Origin of the sequence: Trinickia sp. NRRL B-1857 (genome assembly GCF_050470685.1) — a bacterium.
Taxonomy (GTDB): domain Bacteria; phylum Pseudomonadota; class Gammaproteobacteria; order Burkholderiales; family Burkholderiaceae; genus Trinickia.
Genome location: NZ_JBFLUK010000011.1, coordinates 1,223,825 through 1,240,904, shown reverse-complemented (window position 1 = coordinate 1,240,904; position 17,080 = coordinate 1,223,825). Strand labels below are relative to the sequence as shown.

The 17,080-nt window shown below is 60.7% G+C and carries 16 protein-coding genes; 14 read left to right on the top strand and 2 right to left on the bottom strand.

The window, feature by feature from the left end; translation table 11 throughout:
* Positions 1 to 328: 328 nt before the first annotated feature.
* The 5 genes from AB1286_RS26390 to AB1286_RS26370 all read left to right on the top strand — a co-directional run bounded on the left by AB1286_RS26390 (position 329) and on the right by AB1286_RS26370 (position 4,063).
* Positions 329 to 2,359 carry an arabinofuranosidase catalytic domain-containing protein gene (locus AB1286_RS26390; protein ID WP_430366169.1) on the top strand — a complete coding sequence of 677 codons (2,031 nt, stop codon included), beginning with the start codon at positions 329 to 331 and terminating at the stop codon, positions 2,357 to 2,359.
* A gap of 248 nt (positions 2,360 to 2,607) precedes the next feature.
* Positions 2,608 to 2,736 (top strand): hypothetical protein, encoded by a 129-nt coding sequence (locus tag AB1286_RS26385; protein WP_430366168.1) that lies wholly within the window; start codon positions 2,608 to 2,610, stop codon positions 2,734 to 2,736.
* A gap of 93 nt (positions 2,737 to 2,829) precedes the next feature.
* Positions 2,830 to 3,156 carry a hypothetical protein gene (locus AB1286_RS26380; RefSeq protein WP_430366167.1) on the top strand — a complete coding sequence of 109 codons (327 nt, stop codon included), beginning with the start codon at positions 2,830 to 2,832 and terminating at the stop codon, positions 3,154 to 3,156.
* A gap of 10 nt (positions 3,157 to 3,166) precedes the next feature.
* Positions 3,167 to 3,361: a DUF1653 domain-containing protein gene (locus AB1286_RS26375; RefSeq protein ID WP_430366165.1), complete on the top strand. Its 195-nt coding sequence runs from the start codon at positions 3,167 to 3,169 to the stop codon at positions 3,359 to 3,361.
* A 60-nt stretch (positions 3,362 to 3,421) separates the two neighbouring features.
* A complete protein-coding gene (locus AB1286_RS26370; protein WP_430366164.1) occupies positions 3,422 to 4,063 on the top strand; it encodes a glutathione S-transferase family protein in 642 nt (213 codons plus the stop codon).
* 374 nt (positions 4,064 to 4,437) lie between these two features.
* Here the strand turns inward: AB1286_RS26370 and AB1286_RS26365 are convergent, their stop codons facing one another.
* The gene (locus AB1286_RS26365; protein WP_430366163.1) at positions 4,438 to 5,331 is read right to left on the bottom strand and encodes a LysR substrate-binding domain-containing protein; all 894 of its coding nucleotides are present in this window, start codon (positions 5,329 to 5,331) and stop codon (positions 4,438 to 4,440) included.
* A 107-nt stretch (positions 5,332 to 5,438) separates the two neighbouring features.
* On the opposite strand from AB1286_RS26365, the gene AB1286_RS26360 reads away from it, so the two are divergent.
* Together AB1286_RS26360 and AB1286_RS26355 are read left to right on the top strand one after the other, a co-directional pair.
* Positions 5,439 to 6,047 carry a short chain dehydrogenase gene (locus tag AB1286_RS26360; RefSeq protein ID WP_430366162.1) on the top strand — a complete coding sequence of 203 codons (609 nt, stop codon included), beginning with the start codon at positions 5,439 to 5,441 and terminating at the stop codon, positions 6,045 to 6,047.
* Positions 6,048 to 6,384: 337 nt separating this feature from the next.
* The gene (locus tag AB1286_RS26355) at positions 6,385 to 7,512 is read left to right on the top strand and encodes a pepsin-like aspartic protease (RefSeq protein ID WP_430366161.1); all 1,128 of its coding nucleotides are present in this window, start codon (positions 6,385 to 6,387) and stop codon (positions 7,510 to 7,512) included.
* A 148-nt stretch (positions 7,513 to 7,660) separates the two neighbouring features.
* On the opposite strand, the gene AB1286_RS26350 is transcribed toward AB1286_RS26355, so the two are convergent.
* The gene (locus AB1286_RS26350; RefSeq protein WP_430366160.1) at positions 7,661 to 8,698 is read right to left on the bottom strand and encodes a LacI family DNA-binding transcriptional regulator; all 1,038 of its coding nucleotides are present in this window, start codon (positions 8,696 to 8,698) and stop codon (positions 7,661 to 7,663) included.
* 121 nt (positions 8,699 to 8,819) lie between these two features.
* Here AB1286_RS26350 and AB1286_RS26345 point away from each other — a divergent pair, with 121 nt between their 5' ends.
* The 7 genes from AB1286_RS26345 (at position 8,820) to AB1286_RS26315 (ending at position 17,078) form a co-directional block, all read left to right on the top strand.
* On the top strand, positions 8,820 to 9,839 hold the full coding sequence (locus AB1286_RS26345) for a Gfo/Idh/MocA family protein (RefSeq protein ID WP_430366159.1): 1,020 nt from the start codon (positions 8,820 to 8,822) through the stop codon (positions 9,837 to 9,839).
* Positions 9,840 to 9,860: 21 nt separating this feature from the next.
* Complete coding sequence (locus AB1286_RS26340; RefSeq protein ID WP_430366158.1) at positions 9,861 to 11,456, top strand: acyl CoA:acetate/3-ketoacid CoA transferase; 1,596 nt, start codon at positions 9,861 to 9,863, stop codon at positions 11,454 to 11,456.
* Positions 11,449 to 12,231: an enoyl-CoA hydratase/isomerase family protein gene (locus AB1286_RS26335; RefSeq protein WP_430366157.1), complete on the top strand. Its 783-nt coding sequence runs from the start codon at positions 11,449 to 11,451 to the stop codon at positions 12,229 to 12,231. Before AB1286_RS26340 ends, AB1286_RS26335 begins: the two co-directional genes overlap by 8 nt.
* A gap of 1 nt (position 12,232) precedes the next feature.
* Positions 12,233 to 13,765 (top strand): aldehyde dehydrogenase family protein, encoded by a 1,533-nt coding sequence (locus AB1286_RS26330; RefSeq protein WP_430366156.1) that lies wholly within the window; start codon positions 12,233 to 12,235, stop codon positions 13,763 to 13,765.
* A gap of 99 nt (positions 13,766 to 13,864) precedes the next feature.
* Entirely contained in the window at positions 13,865 to 15,121 is a 1,257-nt protein-coding gene (locus tag AB1286_RS26325) for an ABC transporter substrate-binding protein (RefSeq protein ID WP_430366155.1), read from the top strand.
* Positions 15,122 to 15,197: 76 nt separating this feature from the next.
* Entirely contained in the window at positions 15,198 to 16,166 is a 969-nt protein-coding gene (locus AB1286_RS26320; RefSeq protein ID WP_430366154.1) for a carbohydrate ABC transporter permease, read from the top strand.
* A gap of 48 nt (positions 16,167 to 16,214) precedes the next feature.
* Complete coding sequence (locus tag AB1286_RS26315; protein ID WP_430367323.1) at positions 16,215 to 17,078, top strand: carbohydrate ABC transporter permease; 864 nt, start codon at positions 16,215 to 16,217, stop codon at positions 17,076 to 17,078.
* The last annotated feature ends 2 nt before the right edge of the window (positions 17,079 to 17,080 follow it).

The window sequence follows — 17,080 nt, the reverse complement described above, 5'->3', positions numbered from 1 at the left end:
AAGACAAACCGATTCGTTCGGTAACCTGGGCGACGACTCACCGGCCCCGGCCGCGTCGGGCTGCGAGCGTATACGGGAATGTACTAGGGGTCAGCGTTAGTAATAATAAATAATATTATATGCGCTGACACTCGCTCTCTACCGCAGGTAGCCTGCAAGCCGCGCCTCGGGGCGCGCGAGCCTGAGCTCGGGGCCGGCTATTCAATACATACCGATCGTCGTGTCGGTTATTCCTAGATGGTCGTACCTCATCGGTAACGGCTACCTATAGATGTTTAGTTGTCCTAATGATTGGCATGTAATCCGATACTCGCTTATTGGAGGGATCATGACGTTTAGAGCAGCTGGACTGGTTTCATTGTTGTTTTCTGCCGCTGTCGCTTTGACGGCTTGCAACGGCGAGTCGTCGGGCGGTGGCACCTCGGCGAGTGTGGCGAATGTCAGCACGCCGCCGACGAGTACGGCGCTCGCAAGCGCCAGCACGCAGGCAGAAGTCGGCGCCACTCAGCCGTTGCCTTGCGATGCGGCTGCCGATGCGGGTACGCCGTGCTCGGCGGCGCACAGCGTCACGCGGCTTCTCACGAAGCACTACACGGGACCGCTGTTCCGTCTCGTGCGTACTTCGGACGGTGCAACGCAGGATATCTATCCCTATACGTCGTTCACGCTACCGCACGGTGCCAAGCGCACGTTGATCGGCACGGCGAACGTGAAGAGCGTTCAGTCGTTCTGTAATGGGACGTCGTGCGCCGTGTCGTCTATTTACGATCAGGTGGATCTTGTCAGTTCGATCAAGGGCGGTGCATTCGGCAACGTGCCGGCGACGCTCAAGTTGAACCAGGATGGGACCCAATCGTTGACACTGCCCAGCAGTGGCCCCGGCTCGCAAAACCCTGTCACCGTTCCGGTACTGAACGGTTTCGCCACGATTACGCTGCCTGGTACTAGCGGGCAACTCAAAGTGCAGTTGCTGCAACCGCCAGTCGCGCTCACGGCGCAATCGCCCACGCAGCAACTCACGGTCGGGAACGACCTACCGGCATTGGCGGGGAGGCCGGCGAACCTGACGTTCATTGCCTCGGCCGGCCGGCAGATTCCGGCATTGTCGACCTTGGGCGGTCAGGCATACCGCAATCGATTCGGTACGGTGAACCAATCGATCGGCGATACGGACATCGCGGAATACATGGTGGCAGGCGCGCAATACGATCAGTCTTCGACGTGCTGCGGGACGTACGGCAACATGGAAAGCAGCGCCGATCCGAGCACGTATGTGCACGGTGAAATCGAGGGCGAGATGTTCGCGCTTGCATTCTCCGATGGTGCCGCAGCGGTATTCGGCTATTGCGAAGGCGATTCGAACCAAGCGCCGAACGTCAAAGACCCTGTCTGCAATGGGCTCAACGTGAACTGGCCGGGCGTGGATGCCGAAGCCGGCGTCTATCTTTACGGTCCGCAACAAGCGTCGAACGAAAAATTCGTCACGGTCCTGTCCAAGTACTCGCCCGTCACGGGATCGAACGTCTTCGCGGTCAAGGGTGGGGACGCTTCGCAAGGCGTGCTCACCGCGGTTTACGACGGCGTGCCTCCCGAGGCGTATATTTTCGGCAACAGCGCCGGACATGCATTCAACGGCCAATGGCAAGGCGGTCTTTCGCTCGGCGAGGGCGGCGACGGCAGCCCGGCGCCCGTGCAGTTCTTCGAAGGCGCGATTCTCAGTAAAGCCACGTTGAGTACGACGGACAACGCAATCCAATCGAGCATCGCGAGCTTTTACGGTCCGTCCAAGGATCCGAACGGCGCGGCTTGCTACGCGGGCAATCTGGTCAATGCGCCGTTGAGTCTGACGGAGCCGGAAGCTTGGAGCCAAAGCAACGGCGGGACCGCCCAAGCGGCCGGGGACATTTACGGAACGAGTCAGCGTGCTGCCCTGGTCACCACGACGAACGGGTCTCCTTTCTCCAACATCCACGAGATCATTCGCGTGCAGGAAGGGCAGACCTATACGTTCAGCGACTACGTTCAGGCGACGACGAACGCCACGGTGTTCCCCGGTGGGTCCGTTCAGACCGACGATCCGAGCGGCACTGAATTCGCATGGGCGCTCAATACCAACACCGGCAGCATCGTGCGCGGAACGTGGGGCGCGGGGCAGCCCACTTCGCTCACCGCTGTGAAGGCCGGCAATTGGTGGAAGATAACGATGACGTTCACCGCCCCGGCGGGATCGCACAACGCGTCGATCTTTATCGACCCGCCTACGTCGAACGCGAGCGGCGATCGCTCCCAGCAAACCGCCTACCTCAGCGCGACGCACTACTGCCCGAGTATGTCGATGTCGCCGTCATCCAATATGTAGTGTCGCGAGTAAGTTCTATCCGGTTGTGGGGTGCCTGCTTGGGCGCGCGACCGGCTAGTATCCAAACATCGCGAATAACATAGACGAAAGCCGCCATGCGTTGCCATGGCGGCGATGCTTTTGTACGTTGAGCACTTTCGATCGACTTGTCGACGCTCATTGCGTGGTCGGGTACCATATTTCGGCCGTGCGCGTCGCAAGCGGCGCCGATTTGGCGTGTTCCGGCTCAAATGAAAGGAATCGAAAGAATGTCGAAGGTTCGTATGACGATGCTGGTTTTGGTCGGTGCTTTGTTCGTGCTGACAGGCTGCAACACGATCGCGGGAGTCGGCCAAGACATCTCCGGATCTGCTCGCGCCGTTCAGCACGCGTTGTAAATTAAGCCGGGAAAAAGCGGGACGGTTGGATAATTGAGTTCAGGCGTCGGGACGACGATCCCGACGCCGCGGCATTGCATCGATAGGGTAGGCATGGGACAGGCAAAACAGCGTGGCACGAAGGAACAACGCGTCGCGCAAGCACAAGCGAAGGTGGACGCATTGCGTCCCGAGAAGTTGACGTGCGGTTCGTGTAAAACCGCGTTCACGGATTTCCAATCCCTGGACACGAGGAAGATGAACGGAATTCATGCCGCGTTCGGCGGAATATGTCCGTCGTGCGGGGAAACGGTGCTTGCCTTCAGCGGCGAGAAAGAGGCCGTGGCGAATGCCATGATCGCTTGGCAGGACGCCATGGAAAGCGAGGGCAAGCTCGGCCGGCAGTCGCGCGACGGCGAGCATGTGTCATTCGAGGAATAAAGATCAAAAGATGACGGTTCGCTATCGGCACTACAAAGGCGGAATTTACGAAATAGTCTGCGAAGCCACGATGGAAGCGGATCACACACCGGTGATCGTCTACCGATCCACCGAGGGCAAGGTGTGGTGCCGTCCCAAGGCGTCGTTTTTCGAATCGATCGAAGTCGACGGGGTGCGAATTCAGCGCTTCGAAGAAATTCATTGACCGGTTGATTTCCCGAGAGGGAATCACGCGGTTGCGAAGTCACCTTCCCGGAGCCGGACCATGTCGTACATCCTCTACTATTCACCCGGTGCCGCAAGTATGGCCGTGCACTGGATGCTACTCGAGTTGGGCGTCGAGTTCGAAACGCGGCTGGTGGATCTCGATGCGGGGGAGCAGCGCACCGAGGAATATCTGCGGCTGAACCCGATGGGGCGAGTGCCGACGCTCGTGGTCGATGGCGTGCCGCGAACCGAGTCGGCCGCGCTATTGATGCTGCTTGCCGAACGACATCCGAACGCCGGACTGGCTCCACCGCCGGGTTCGCCGGAACGGCCGGAGTGGTTCGAGATGATGATCTATCTTGCCAACACCCTGTTGCCGGCGATGCGAGCGTGGTTCTATGCCGCGACGGACGGCGAGCCGGAGGGGGCTGCGGCGGTCAAATCGTTTGCGCGCCGGCAAATCGAAGCTTCGATGGCGCGGCTCGACAGTTTGATCGGCGATGGCCGTCCGTATTTGCTCGGCGATCGGTTAACCACGGCCGATCTTCTCGCCGTGATGCTGATGCGTTGGACCCGAAACATGCCGCGCCCCGCCACTTCATGGTCGAATCTCGCCGGCTACATACAGCGGCTACGCAGCATGCCGACGTTTCTCGAATTGAATGCTCGGGAAGGGCTGACCGAGTGGCAAAACGCGTAAAGGCGAACTCGGGATCGCCGACGGTTCGCAAACACGCGCGCGCATCGACGGACAGGTCCGGCGAATCCACTTGCGAAGGGCCGGCCCAACTGCTCGTTTATGGAAAGCGGCAGTCGAAATTGGAACAGACGATCAGCCTAACGAACGTCTTCCTGACGCTGCAAGGCAAGGGCGACCGTCCGCTCGTCAATTCGACAAAACTGTACGAACGAAGCCACGACGTATCGGGTCGAGCACGACACGCCGATCGCGGTGGAGCGTCACATCGAGGGTGCCCAAGGTGACGGCGGCAAGATGAGGGTGACCGACGAAGAATTCGTCAACGGCACGTGGCGTAAGGAAGTTCACTACGAAGCGATGCCGAATTGAGTCTGCTATGCCGCTACTTGCTCCGCCGCGTGCTCGAGCAAATGCGCAATGAAGTGAGTGAGTTTCGGCAGAGGTCGCCGGTCTTGTCGATAGACGATGTGAACGGGGTGCGGCTCGGGCCAATAGCCCTCCAGCACCTTGACCAGTCTTGCGCGCGCCAAGTCGTCGGCCACCAACACCTCCGGCTGCAATAGCAAGCCCGCGCCGGCGATTGCAGCCATGCGTAGGCCGTTGCCGTCGTTGCATGTGAAGTCCGGGTCGGCCCAATGCGCCGGCCCCTCCCAGTCCTTGACCTTCCAACCGTTACGACCGCCCCAAGCCGTATGCGAGAGGCAGCGATGCGTGGACAGATCTTCCGGCCTTTGCGGGCGTCCGTGCCGCGCGAGGTAGTCCGGCGACGCACAGATCACCATGCGATACAGCGTCAACGGCTTTGCGATCAAATCGGCATCGGCTAGTTGGCCGATGCGCACGGCGAGATCGAACCCTTCTTCGACGAGATCGACGATGCGGTTGCTGAACTCCAGTTCGATGCGCACTTTCGGATGCATCTGTTGGAAAGTCGCTGCCAGAGGAGCGACCACATAGGCCCCGAACGTCGTGGGAGCGCTTATACGTAATGTGCCCGACGGCGACGCGCGCAGGCGTTCTACCGACGTCTCGGCCATCCTCACCTGCTCCAGCGCCCGCTTAGCGTCTTCGAAAAATACGCGGCCTGCTTCGGTCAAACTTTGGCGCCGTGTGGTGCGTTCGAGCAAGCGTGCGCCCAGGCGGTCCTCGAGTTCGCGCACGTATTTGCCGACCATAACCGCCGACATCTCCAACTGCTGCGCCGCTTCGGTGAAGTTGCCGCGCTCGACTACGGCGACGAACGTTTCCATGGCGCGGAGCTTGTCCATATTGCGAACTGTGGGTTAAGGGTATTCGAAATTAAAGCACATATATCGCATCGTCGGTTCGTAGAAGAATAGGGGCCTTCCAACCGGAATTCGAAAAGGAGCACATCATGAAGATCGTCGTCATCGGCGCCAGCGGAACCGTGGGTCGTGCCGTCGCGGATGAACTTGGGCGCAGCGATGGATACGAAATCGTCCGCGTAGGCCGCACGCGCGGCGATTACCAAGTCGACATCACCGATACGGATAGCGTGGCCGCCCTTTTTGAAAAGATTGGCCGCGCGAACGCGATCGTTTCGACCACCGGTAGCTTGTTTTTCGGCCCGATCGGGAAAATGACAGCGGCAGATTTCAACGTCGGCTTGCAAGACAAGTTGCTTGGCCAAGTGCGTCTCGCGCTCGTGGGCCAGCATTATTTGCACGACGGCGGATCGATCACGCTAACTACGGGGATCGTTGCCGACGAACCGATTGCGCAAGGCGCGAATGCGACCGCAGTGAATTCGGGAATCGAGGGGTTCGTGCGCGCGGCGGCATGTGAGTTGGAGCGTGGCATCCGTATCAATGCTGTCAGCCCGACCTTGCTGACGGAGTCCGTGGATGCCTTCGGCTCGTTCTTTTGCGGATTCGAGACTGTACCGGCAGCGCGCGTGGCAATGGCCTATCGCCGCAGCGTCGACGGCATACAAACTGGCCGGGTTTATCGCGTCGGTCATTGATAGGAGTGGCCGGTGCTTGAAGTGCGCCATTTCCGCCGATAAAAAGTAAAAAAGCACGTAGGAAACGGTTTCCAACCATCGTTATAAATTCGTTAGTAACTGGCTAACGAATTTATATTTTTATTAGGGGTGTTCACTTACTTGAAATTCTTGTTCCCGCCTACCTAAGCTATACCTCATATCTTTTGCGGAAAGAATCGCTCTATTGTTCGGTCGTTGCGCGCAGCGATGTTCTTTATGTCGTTCCGAGCCGGGATGCAGCAGCGCTGCAACCGGCTTCCATCGACCGATCCCTAAAGATGGATCGGCCATCCGCACGCCCAACGGAGAAGCGATCATGTCGAATTCGGTACGGATACCCATCACCAACATCAATATGAGTGGGGATTACACCGGCGCCATTACGGTCGGCAATGGTAATAGCGCAAAAACGCTAAACCTTATCCTCGATACCGGCAGCAGCGCCTTGGCGGTCGACGGGAAGAAGTATTCTCCAACACTCGGCAACGGTACGACAGCGACACGTCTAGCCCAATTCGATTCGTACGGCGATGGCAGCGAGTGGTTGGGTGCGGTACTTAAAGATACCGTCAAGATTGGCGACGTGACCGGAACCGACGTGGCCGTCGCTGTTGCGTACTGCGCGTCGCCGAATATGTTCCGGGAGGCGGACGGCATACTCGGGCTAGCGTATCAGCCTCTCGACGATGCGTACCTCCTACCTGAAAACACATGGCCCGAGAAATATTCGCAAGCTCAGGTGGAACGGGGGGGACGCTCTTCCGTCATTCCTTGCTTGATGCAGTTGGCGAACGAAGGCGTGTTGCAGGAGAAGATGGCTTTTCTGACGCGTCGCTCCTTCGTTAAAACCGGCGCGGACCCGAGCAAGGATCCGATGAACCAAGGATTCCTTATCCTAGGCGGCGGAGAGGAAGCGACGGATCTCTATACCGGCACTTTTCAGATTGCGGCGGTTCTGGCGGACGCTTGGTATAGCACGAACCTGTTGTCGGTTAGCGTCGGGGGCAAGCAATTCCCGGTGCCGGCACGTCCGCAACAAGGGATGCCAAGTAACTCAATCGTCGATAGCGGAACGAATACGCTTGTTCTTGGGCCGGCGATCCTCAACCGGATCGTGGCCAGCTTGCAACCTGAGCACCGGGATGTGTTGACCGCGGCGCTTAGAGGGCAAGCGACGCCGACGAACGCGCTCGACTTGGCGAACTGGCCAACACTGTCTTTCACGCTGCAAGGGGTGAGCGGGGGGCAAGACGTGACCTTGGACGTGCCGCCGCAAAATTATTGGCAAGTGGATGCCCCCCGCGTGGGAGAAGCTATCTTGGCGATTTCGCCGGCGCAGCAAGACGGTGGCGCGATTCTCGGCTTGCCGCTCATGAACGGCTATTTCACGATCTTCGACGCGACAGCCGGGTTGGGGGTTATTAAGTTTGCTACTCGGAAGTAGGGCGGCGTGGAGGGTGTGCCGCCGAAGCCGTATGGCGGCACTCTGCGATGGTTAAGCGCACGAACGCCGATCCCGATACGAGCAAGCAGCGCGGATTCCTTGACTTCGAACGAGTTCGTGGCGTGTTGTCGGATCGGGGCCCGCGGAATCACGAATCCCCATGCACCCCCACAGGCCCAACGCTCGACTCCCGCACAACAAGTTTCGGCGTTGCAAAATACTGCACGATCGGTTTCCCGTCGTCCGCTGCCTCGTCGAGCCGCGAAAGTAGCGTCTCACTTGCGATCGTGCCGAGCGTATCCGCGCCCGCCGACAAGGTCGTAAGCGGCGGGTTCGTATGCTCGGAAGCGACGACATTGTCGCAACCCACAACGGCCAGCGCCTTCCCGGCGCGCTTGCCCATCCGATCGAGTTCGCGCAGTACCCCGAACGCAACTTGATCGTTATAGCAAACCACGGCGGTTGGCGGAGACGCTAAATCGAAGATCGCGCGTACAGCTTGGCGTCCTCCGTCCGGCGTCAATTCGACGTCGACGATCCACTGCGGATCAACGCTCAACCCGTGCCTTGCCATCGCCGTCAAGTATCCCTGCCTTCGCTGCGTGGCCACTGTATAACCAGCCCGGTTTCCGGCAAACGCGATCCGCGTATGACCTTGTTCGATCAAGTGCTCGGTCGCAAGCTGAAAGCCGACGAAGTTGTCGACGCCGATCGTATCGACGTCGGCGCCCATAGGACGCATCACGAGCACCAAAGGAATGCCCCAAGAGCGAATCTCGGCAGGAAGCGAATCCGGTGTCCCGAGCGCGGGCGACATGACAAGCCCGGCGACGTTCTGCTCGCGCATCGATTGCAAGACACGCGTTTGCATCTCGAGGCTTTCGGCCGTATGCGCCATCAGCGTCGTGTATCCGGATTGCGCCAGCACGCGTTCGATGGCCACGAGCAGTTCGACGAAGAAAGGGTTCGTCAGATCGTTGATGACCATCCCAATCGTCGTGCTTCGCCTGCCGCGCAGGGTAGCGGCGCCTCGGTTGTACACGTAGCCGAGCGCGCGCGCCGCTTCGCGCACCTTCTCCGCGGTCTCCGCCCGAATTTTCGGGCTTTGCTGCAACACGAGCGACACCGTCGACTTGGAAACCCCCGCAGCCGCGGCGATGTCCTGAATCGTCGGACCAGATTTCACATTGCTTTGCACAATTGGCACGTTCCAAAAATCGTTTGACACGGTAATGGCAGTCTACTACAGTTCGTTGGAACGATCCAATCAACGAATTGGAACGTTCCAATAAAAGGAGGACGACGGCATGGCGAAGACGATAGGGTGGGCGCTCGTCGGCGCGAGCACCATCGCGGACGAATGGATGGTCGATGCAATTCGCGCTCAGCGCGACGGCATTGTGAAAGCCGTCGTGAGTGGCAGCGCGGAACGCGCGAGGGAGTTCGCCGGCAAGCATTCGATCGAGCAAGCCAGCGCGACGCTGGAGAGCGTCCTAGCCGATCCGGCTGTCGACGCCGTCTATATCAGCAGCACGAACGAGAAGCACCTTCCGCAAGTCCTGGCTGCCGCCGCTGCCGGCAAGCACGTCCTCTGTGAAAAACCGCTCGCGCTGTCGCAGCCCGACGCCGAAAGGATGATCGAAGCCTGCGCGGCGGCCGGTGTCGTGCTCGCCACCAATCATCATCTTCGTTGCGCAGCCTCGCATCGGCGTATGCGTGAACTCATTCGCGAAGGACAGATCGGAACGCCGCTTTATGCGCGCGTGTTTCATGCCGTCTCGCTACCGCCGCACCTGCGCGGCTGGCGCATCGATCGAAAAGAGGCCGGGGGCGGCGTCGTGCTCGATATCTCCGTGCACGATGCGGACACTCTGCGCTTCGTATTAGATGCGGAGCCGGTCGAAGTCATGGCGATGACTGCATCCTCGGGAATGGCGCAGACAGGACTGGCCGATGGCGTCATGGGCATCGTTCGCTTCGACAACGGTGTGCTCGCTCAAATCCACGACGCATTTACCGTGCCCTATGCGCCCACAGGGCTTGAGGTGCACGGCAGCGCCGGCTCCCTGATCGCACGAGACGTGATGACGCAACGAGCGGCCGGAGAAATCGAGCTGCGCTCCGAGCGCGGCACCCAAGCGATCCCCGTGGCCCACCGCAACCTTTATGTGACCGCCGTCGAGCAATTCCATCGTGCGGTCTTGGTAGGCGAAGCACCGGCAGCAACGGGTGAGGACGGCTTCCGCTCGTTAGCCGCGGCGCTCGCGCTCGAGCAATCGGCCGAACGCGGAGAACGCGTGACCGTCTCCCCGCAATTCGCGCATTGAAACGAGACTAGGAGTTAGAACGTGCGTTCAAGCAAAGTGGTGCCGGCCGCCGTCGCGGCGCGCCTCATCCGCGACGGCGATGTCGTTACGGTCAGTTCGTCGAGCGGATTGGGATGTCCCGATGCGACGCTCGCCGCGATCGGCACGCGCTTCCAGCAACAAGGGCATCCGCAGCGGCTCACGCTGCTCCACCCGATCGCTGCCGGTGACATGTACGGCATCAAGGGTATCGATCATCTCGCCAAACCGGGACTCATCGATACGGTCATTGCCGGCTCGCTGCCGAGCGGCCCGTCGAGCCTGCCGATGCCCGAGATCTGGCGCATGATCGCCGGCAACGAGATTCGCGCCTATAACTTGCCGAGCGGCGTCCTGTTCGATATGCACCGCGACGTTGCGGCCAAGCGCCCCGGCGTGCTCACGAAGGTGGGGCTGGATACCTTCGTCGATCCGGCGCGTCAAGGCGGTGCAATGAATGCGCGTTCGCAAGCCGAACCCATCGTGCGCAAGGTGGATTTCGAAGGCCAACCATGGCTGTTCTTTCCGAACATCGTTCCCCGCGTTGCCATCATCCGTGCGACGACCGCCGACGAGCGCGGTAATCTTTCCTACGAGCACGAAGGGGCGCTATTGGGCGGTTGCGAGCAAGCCCTCGCCGTGCGCAATAACGGCGGGATCGTCATCGCACAGGTCAAACGCGTCGTCAAAGCAGGCTCGCTACCGACCCAACGCGTGCATATTCCATGCAATTTGGTGGACTACATCGTCGTCGATCCCGCACAAAAGCAAACGACGCAGATCGACTATGACCCGGAGATCAGCGGCGAGATCAAGGTCGCGGACGACACGTTCTCGTTCGGCGATTGGTGCGCGGAGAAGGTCATCGCGCGCCGAGCGGCAATGGAGCTCGCGCATGGCGATGCGGCCAACCTCGGATTCGGCATCTCGGCAAACGTGCCGCGCGTGCTGCTCGAAGAAGGGCTCGACGGCCACGTGACGTGGGCGATCGAGCAAGGCGCGGTGGGCGGCATGCCGCTGCTGGGCTTTGCCTTCGGTTGCTCGGCCAATGCCGATGCCATCGTGCCGTCGCCGACACAGTTCACCTATTTCCAAGGCGGCGGATTCGACATTTCGTTGCTTTCGTTCATGCAGATCGACCGCACCGGAAACGTCAACGTGTCATGGCTGCCGAGCAAGCCGTATCTGACTGCCGGCTGCGGCGGCTTCATCGACATCACGACGCACGCGAAACGCCTCGTGTTCTCGGGCTTTTTCACGGCGGGGGCGCAATTGAGCGTCGGTGGCGGGCGCCTCACGATCGAGCAAGAAGGCCGCTCGCGGAAGTTTGTCCGCGAAGTCGATCATGTCACGTTCAGCGGGGCGATGGCGCGCGAGCGCGGACAGGAGGTTCGTTACGTAACGGAGCGCTGCGTCATGCGCCTCGCATCCGATGGCCTCGAAGTGATCGAGGTCGCGCCTGGCGTCGACTTGAGGCGCGACGTGCTCGAACAAGCGGACTTTCCGCTTGCCGTTGCAAGCGATCTGAAAACGATGGACGCGGCGCTATTCGAAGACGCGCCTTATGGTCTGCAATTGAAGGAGCCTCGCCGTGCCTGAATCCGATCCGATCAAGCTCGAGGCGAACGGTAGCGTCGCCATCGTCACACTTGTGCGCCCAGACAAACTCAATGCACTGACGCCCGCGATGCTTCGTCAACTCGAAGCCATCGCAGACGAGCTCGACGCATCGACCGAGTATCGCGCTGTCGTACTGACAGGTGCCGGGAGCAAGGCCTTTTGCGTCGGCGCGGACATCAACGCGTGGTCGGCTCTCGCCGCGCTCGATATGTGGCGTGCTTGGGTGCCGCGCGGGCATCGTGTCTTCGCTCGATGGGCGACGTTGCGGTTGCCCGTGATTGCCGCCCTCAATGGGCATGCCTTCGGCGGTGGGCTCGAACTGGCTGCGGCGGCCGATCTTCGCGTGGCCGACCCCGCCGCTACGTTCGCGCTTCCAGAAGCAGGCATCGCCACCTGTCCCGGATGGTCGGGAACCCAGCGACTTGTCTCGATCGTCGGCGCGAGCAAGGCGAAGCTGCTGGCGCTGACCGGCGCACGCATCGACGCTCGGCGTGCGACCGAGATCGGTTTGGTGGACGAAATCAGCGAGCCGGGCGGGGCATTGGCCGCGGCACTGGAGCTAGCGCAACGTAGCGCGCGCCTCGCACCCGTATCGGTGCAACTGACTAAGCAATTGATCAACGCCGCGGCCGGTGAAGGCACGGCCGTCACGCTCGAAGCGATGGCGGGCGCACTGGCCGCAACCACCGCCGACGCGCGCGAAGGTATGGCGAGCTTTCGCGAAAAACGCCCGGCTCAATTCAAAGGCATGTGACATGAAGACCGTAGACTCCAAACCCGATCTCGCACCGCTGTTGAAAGGCACCCCCCTCACGGGATTCGAGCCGTATTACGGCCGCCTCTTTATCGATGGACAATGGCGCGAAGCGAGCGACGGCGCGCGCGTCGAACGCAAGAGCCCCGCGCACGGTACGGCGGTGTCGAGCTATAGCGCGGCAACGCCCGAGGACGCCCAAGCCGCGATCGACGCGGCACATCGCGCATTTCGCCAAGGTCCGTGGGCCAAGATGAAGGGAGCGGATAGGGCGCGCGTGCTGCTGGCCGTCGCCGACGGCATCGCCGCGCAAGTCGATCGGCTTGCGCTCGTCGAATCGCTCGAGAACGGCAAGCCGCTGGCACAGGCCCGGGCGGAAGTATCGGGGTGCGTCGATCTCTGGCAATACGCCGCCAGTTTGGCCCGGACGTTGAGCGGCGACGCATACGACACGCTCGGCGAGGACATGGTCGGACTCGTGCTGCGCCAGCCGATCGGCGTGGTCGGGATCATCACGCCGTGGAATTTCCCGCTTTGGATCCTCTGCCAAAAGTTGCCGTTTGCCCTGGCAGCCGGATGCAGTTGCGTCATCAAGCCCAGCGAACTGACGTCGGGCACGACCGTCATGCTCATGGAGATTTTGGAGCAAGCTGGCGTGCCCGCCGGGGTCGCCAACGTCGTCACCGGGAAGGGCTCGAAAGTGGGGCAGCCGCTCGCGGAAAGCAAGAACGTAGACATGCTGTCGTTTACGGGTTCCACGGCCGTCGGATCGATGCTCGCGGGCGTCGCGTCGAAAGGGCTTAAGAAGGTGGCGCTCGAGCTGGGCGGCAAGAATCCGCAGATCGTCTTCCCCGATTGCGATTGGGACGCCATGGTCGACGCCGTCGTATTCGGCGTGTACTTCAACGCCGGCGAATGTTGCAACAGCGGCAGCCGCGTCATCGTGCACGAAGCGATCGTCGAGCGGTTTATCGCCGCCGTGATCGAGCGTGCCCGCCGCGTCCCCGTCGGCGATCCGCTACATCCGGACGTGAAAGTGGGCGCGATCGTCAGCGAGCAGCAGATGGCCGACATCCTCGACCACATCGAGCGCGGTGTCGCAGCAGGTGCGACCGTACGACTCGGCGGCGGGCGCTATCGCGACGGCGGCGGCTTGTACCTGGAGCCGACGATCCTCGCCGACGTCACACCCGACATGAGCGTCGCACGTGAAGAGATCTTCGGGCCGGTGCTCAGCATCATCGCGTTCCGCGATGCCGATCATGCAATCGAAATCGCCAACGATACGGCGTACGGCTTGTCGGCCGCCGTTTGGAGCCGGGACATCGATACCTGCCTTACGGTCGCGCGCGGCGTGGATGCCGGCACCGTCTGGGTCAATACGTTCCTCGACGGCTACCCGGAACTCCCGTTCGGCGGCTTCAAAGCAAGCGGCGTGGGGCGCGAGCTCGGTAAGCAAGCCGTTGAGGATTACACGGAGACGAAAACAGTGCAATTGCATATTGGCCCGCGCCGTCAGTTTTGGCTTAAGTAAATCGTTTAGTAGTACTAAGCAGCAACGAGACCCCGAGAGGGGTCCAACCCGCAGGCAAATATCCATCTCCGATAGAGAGAAACCGTTTGGAGCGAGACGATGACGAAAAGAACCGTATTGGCACTGGTAGCAACGCTTGCCGTTTGCGCAAGCACGGCGGCTGCGGCAGCCGATAGTAAAACCGTGGAAGTCATGCATTGGTGGACGTCGGGCGGCGAGGCTCGCGCGCTGTCGGTGCTTAAAGACGGCCTGAAGCAGCGCGGCTTCGGTTGGAAGGACGCGCCGATAGCGGGCGGGGGCGGGGAGGCGGCCCGCACGGTCCTCAAAGCACGCGTTGCGTCGGGCAACCCGCCCGAAGCGATGCAGATGCTGGGATTCACGATCGGCGAATACGCTTCGCAAGATCTGTTGACGAATCTCGATCCGGTAGCGGCGAAGGAGGGGTGGGACAAGCTGGTGCCGGGCCCGATCCAACGGTTCTCGAAGGTTGACGGGCATTGGGTCGCCGTGCCGGTCGATATTCATCGCACGAACTGGATCTGGGCGAATAAGAAGATCTTCGATCAGCTTCATTTGACGCCGCCGAAGACGTTCGACGAGCTCGTCGCCGATGCGGCCGCGATTCGCAAAGCCGGTTATATCCCGTTGGCGCACGGCGGACAGCCGTGGCAAGAGGCGACGCTATTCGACAGCGCCGTGATGTCGGCAGGCGGCCCCAAGTTCTATACGCAAGCACTCGTCGATCTGGATCCCAAAGCGCTCGGTTCGAAGACGATGGAGAAGGCTTTCGATCAAATGCGCTCGCTGCGGGGCATGGTCGATCCGAGTTTCCCGGGACGCGATTGGAATCTCGCAACAGCGATGGTTATCAACGGTAAGGCCGCCATGCAGATCATGGGCGATTGGGCCAAGGGCGAGTTCGCGAATGCGGGTAAGAAGGCGAATGTCGATTATTTGTGTTTCCAATACCCGGGTACGCAGGGCGACTTTATTTTCAATACGGATCAATTCGCGACCTTCAAGAAGAGCGATGCGAGTCTGCCCGGTGAGTACGCTTTCGCGTCGACGGTCCTGGATAAGGACGTGCAAGCCAAGTTCAACCAGATCAAAGGCTCGATTCCCGCGCGCTTGGACGTGCCGGCGGGCGGCTTCGACGAATGCGGGCAAAAGTCGATGGCCGATCTGCGGGCAGCGGTCAAGAACGGGACGATGGTCGGCAGCTTCGCCCATGGGCATGCCATGCCCGACGGCCCGAAAAACGCCGTCTACGACGTCGTGACGCACTTCTTCAATTCGAATCAATCGTCGGCCGATGCGGTGAAGCAGCTCGTCGACGCTGTCGCGAACGCCAAGTAGCGCACCCGACGTTAGCCGAGCGCGCGGCGGCGCAATGCCGCGCGCATTCTTAGCCTTCGCAGCAAAGGGGGTTGCCATGCATACGACACAACAGGCCGCGCGCGTCTCGCCGCCAGATGCGGCGCAAAGCTCGCGTCCCGGAGCGGCGAGTCGAGCGAGCCGGTTCAACGAGCTGGAAAGGTTGCTTCCGAAGCTCGTGCTCTCGCCGACGCTCGTCGCCACGCTGATTTTCGTCTACGGATTCATCGCGTGGACGACCGTCCTCTCTTTCACCCAATCGCGCGCTTTCGCCAATTTGCATTTCGCGGGTTGGACGCAGTACCTGCGGGTGTGGGCGCATCCGCGCTGGCATGTCGCCATCGTCAACTTAGGTATTTACGCTTCGCTCTATGTCGTTCTATGTATGGCGATCGGCCTCTTCTTGGCGATTCTGATCGATCAGCGCATCCGTGCCGAAGGCGTGCTGCGCGCCGTCTTTCTATATCCGATGGCGATCTCGTTCATCGTGACGGGTACGGCCTGGAAATGGATCTTGAACCCGGGCCTCGGCCTCACGAAGCTGTTCCACGATTGGGGCTGGTCGAGCTTCCGATTCGATTGGATCATCGACGATCGCATGGCCATTTATACCGTCGTGATTGCCGCGGTCTGGCAGGCGTCGGGCTTCGTCATGGCGATGTTTCTCGCGGCCCTGCGCGGGATCGACCAAGACATGATCAAAGCGGCTTCGATCGATGGCGCCCGGATGCCGGCCATTTATCGCCGCATCGTGATTCCGCAGTTGCGCCCGGCCTTCATATCCGCGTTCGTCATTCTCGTTCACCTGGCTGTCAAAAGCTACGAGCTCGTGGTGGCGTTGACGGGCGCCGGTCCGGGGTATGCGACCGAATTGCCTTCGACGTTCATGTACTCGTTCACCTTCACGCGCAACGAACTCGGCATGGGCGCGGCAAGCGCCGTCATGATGTTGTGCACGGTCGCGGCCGTGATGGTGCCTTACCTATATTCCGAATTGAAGCCGCGCCGTACCGGCGGCACGCACTGAGTCGCGGGGGAGAAAACCATGTCGACCAATAGCTGGGACGCCCCGCAGATGGTAACGGGCAAGCACAACTACCTCGCGCGAATCGTCATCTACGGGCTTTTGACCGTTTTCGCGGCGGTTTATCTGGTGCCGCTCGCGGTCATGCTGCTGACGTCCGTCAAACCGCTGCAAGAGGTGTATAGCGGCAACATTCTCGCGCTGCCGCGTCACTGGACGATCGAACCCTGGCTCAAGGCATGGGGCGAAGCCTGCGTGGGCCTCGATTGCTCCGGCGTGAAAGGGTTTTTCTGGAATTCGACGCGCATGGTCGTAGCGGCCGTCGCCATCTCGACGATCCTCGGTGCCTTGAACGGATACGTGCTGACCAAGTGGCGCTTCAAGGGCGACAACGTTCTGTTCGGGCTCATTCTGTTCGGCTGCTTTATCCCGTTCCAGATCGTGCTGATTCCGATGGCCACTTTCCTCGGCAAGATCGGGCTCGCCCAATCGATTGCGGGACTCGTGCTCGTTCATGTCGTCTATGGGTTGTGCTTTACGACGCTCTACTTTCGCAATTTCTACATCGCGTTTCCCGACGAACTCGTCAAGGCCGCGATGATCGACGGGGCGCGATTTTTCACGATTTTCTGGCGCATCTTGCTGCCTTGCTCGGGGGCGATCGCGACCGTCACGGTCATCTGGCAGTTCACGAACATTTGGAACGACTTCCTGTTCGGTGCATCGTTCACGACCGGTAGCTCGGCGCCGATCACGGTTGCATTGAACAACATCGTCAACACGTCGACCGGCGTGCGCGAATACAACGTGCAGATGGCGGCCGCGGTGATTACCGCGCTGCCCACGCTGCTCGTCTACATGGTGGGTGGCCGCTACTTCGTGCGCGGCATGATGGCCGGTTCTGTAAAGGGGTAAGC